The sequence below is a fragment of the Arthrobacter sp. 01L42 genome (genome assembly GCF_056400005.1).
Window position 1 is genome coordinate 1 of the sequence record NZ_JBFTSL010000042.1, and the last position, 2,329, is coordinate 2,329.

Below are 2,329 nucleotides of genomic sequence, written 5' to 3' on the forward strand. Positions count from 1 at the left end.
GGAGGGTGTGGGAGAGTAGGTCACCGCCGGAACACCATTAACGGTCGAGGACCCCCACCACCAGGTGGGGGTCCTCCCGCATTTAACCCCCCTCTCCGGCAGGGCCGGGCCCCCGGCCCCGGAGCCCGGGCCCACGGCCGGCTGCCCCCGGGCCGGGCCGGTAATCGCCCCTGGCGCCCGATCGCCGGTGAGGGGCCCTACGACGTCGTATGCTCCGCCTTAAAGGAGGCCCCGCGTTGCTGCAGGAACGTACAGGCCGGACGCGCCTGGACGGCCTCATTCGGCATCGGGCACGCCGTCCCCTGCCCCTCCCGCTGACCTGAGCTTCCGGCGTCTGCGCCGGCGCCAGACGATCACCAGGCCAAGCACGACGAAGGGGACCAGCACCCAGCCGCCGATGTCGAGAGCGTCACCGATGGCATTGGCCAGCGCCCCGGCCAAATAGGCGAGAACACTGAGGCTCGCGACCCAGGCAATGGACCCTGTGATGGTCCAGAGCAGAAAATTGGGCCACGGCATCTTGGCGGCCCCCGCGGCAATGGCGCCCCAGAGCCGGACCACTATGACCCAGCGGCCGAAGAACAAGGCTTTGCCGCCGTGCCGATCGAAGAACGACTCGAGCTGGAGGATGCGATTCTCGTCGGCGTGGAAGCGCCGTGCGAGTCGAAGCATCAGCGGACGGCCTCCCACCCGCCCAAGTACGTAGCCAATCGTGCTCCCGAGCATGGCGCCCAGGCTGCCGACCGCGATAACGGCGGCAAGGTTCAGGTCTCCGTGGCGCGCCGAGGCGTAGGCTCCAAGCAGGACGGCCACGGCGGGAAGCGGTACACCGGCGCACTGGGCCAGCACAATCACGAAGACGGCGAAGTAGTACGCCCATTCGTCCGCAACCCCCGCTTCCGCGGCGAAGTAGGCCGCCCAGCCGAGCGCCACGAAGCGGAAGGCAACTAATCCGGTCATCGCTCACACCTCACTCCGCTGCTCCGCCGTGGTTCATCATGACGGTCCCCGCGCTGCCCGCGTTCTGTCTGCGGTCATAACCCCCGCGACAGCACCGGGATGGCCCTTGTCTACCCTTGCGGCCGGGGCCGCGTCAAGAGCAGGCTGCGGACACTGCCCGGCCGGCGGCGGCACAGCGTTTCCGGCCGCGGCGCTAGCCTCGGCGCTCCGGCCGGATCGCCCGCAACCACCACCGCCCGCGCCGCTACGAACGCCGGCCCTGCGCCTCTACTACGCCTCCTGCTTTAGGCCCTGAAGACTTACACACAGGCCATGCCCGCCCTCCCTCCTGGTGCGTACGACCTTCAGCACTAAGACGCTTGGGTGGATGCGCTTTCCGAGCATGAAGATGGATTCCGCGCGTGAGTGAAGGCCGTTGATGACACTGCCTGGGATCACGTCGGGTGGGAACACGTTCGCCAGGCGGCCCCGGCAGGCAATGAACACGCGTCTGTCTTGTTCGTCGTGGAACGTGCCGCTCTTGAAGGCGGGTATCCGATACAGATCACGGATGTGCGCGAGTCATCGCGCCGACCGTTCCGATGCATTGCGCGCGGACTCTGTGGAGTCGATAACACCCTAAACATCGCGAACATGGACTGGGGGGAGCTCGCAGAAAGCACAGACAGCAAGGGTGACTTCAGGGGTTGCCTGACAGTTCCTGCTGCTTCGATGTACTGGGAACAGGCTGCGGCCGAATCAATCGCTCGACCAACCACGGGATCGTGCAACTTCCGCCGCGGGTTTCAAGGTTCTTCGCTGATTCCAGGTAGCTGACGTTCGTCAGGTGTTCCCTTCAGCCACGATTTCGGCGGGGTGGCTGCTTTCGGGCCATCAACTCGTCATAGCCCCGGCAGATGGCAGACGGCAGTGTTGGCCGGAAGGCCGGCGATGATCGCGGCGGGATCCATGAGCCGGCTCAGGGTCAGGCAAGCCGTCAGACGTCCGGGAACCCGGTTGCGGTACCCCTCGAACAACACTTGGTTCGGGGTCTGGCCCAGAAGGCATCGGAAGCATCCTGCCGCGTCACGCCCCTGTGGCGGCCTGCATTCGACAACACGACGGACTGTTTGGCTGCTATTGCATGGGCCCGCCATGTGGGGGATCTGCTGGCACGGGGTTGGTGTGATGCACGGCATAGTGGCCGTGGGTGGCGGGGGAGCGTGTGATGAGGTGCGTGGCGGGTGGTTTTGGGTTGTGGTGGCGGGGTTTTTGGGTGGTGGGGTGGGTGTGGGGKGTGGAGTTGCGGTGGGGGCGTGGTGGGTGTATTGTTTTCTAAGTCGCCGCGAGGGAGACCAGCGGAAATGCTGGGAACCGGAGGCGGCCAATC

At 66.2% G+C, this 2,329-nt stretch carries 2 protein-coding genes; one reads left to right on the top strand and one right to left on the bottom strand.

The genetic code is table 11. The features are described 5' to 3' along the window. Positions 1-276 precede the first annotated feature (276 nt). Positions 277-960 (bottom strand): DedA family protein, encoded by a 684-nt coding sequence (locus AC1DN2_RS21275; RefSeq protein WP_476851869.1) that lies wholly within the window; start codon positions 958-960, stop codon positions 277-279. Positions 961-1,365: 405 nt separating this feature from the next. Between AC1DN2_RS21275 and AC1DN2_RS21280 the strand changes: the two genes are divergently transcribed. Continuing rightward, complete coding sequence (locus AC1DN2_RS21280; protein ID WP_476851870.1) at positions 1,366-1,776, top strand: DUF6924 domain-containing protein; 411 nt, start codon at positions 1,366-1,368, stop codon at positions 1,774-1,776. Positions 1,777-2,329 lie beyond the last annotated feature (553 nt).

Coding starts and splice junctions, on each gene's coding strand:
- AC1DN2_RS21275 (WP_476851869.1), bottom strand. CDS start 960: ATGACCGGATTAGTTGCCTTCCGCTTCGTGGCGCTCGGCTGGGCGGCC.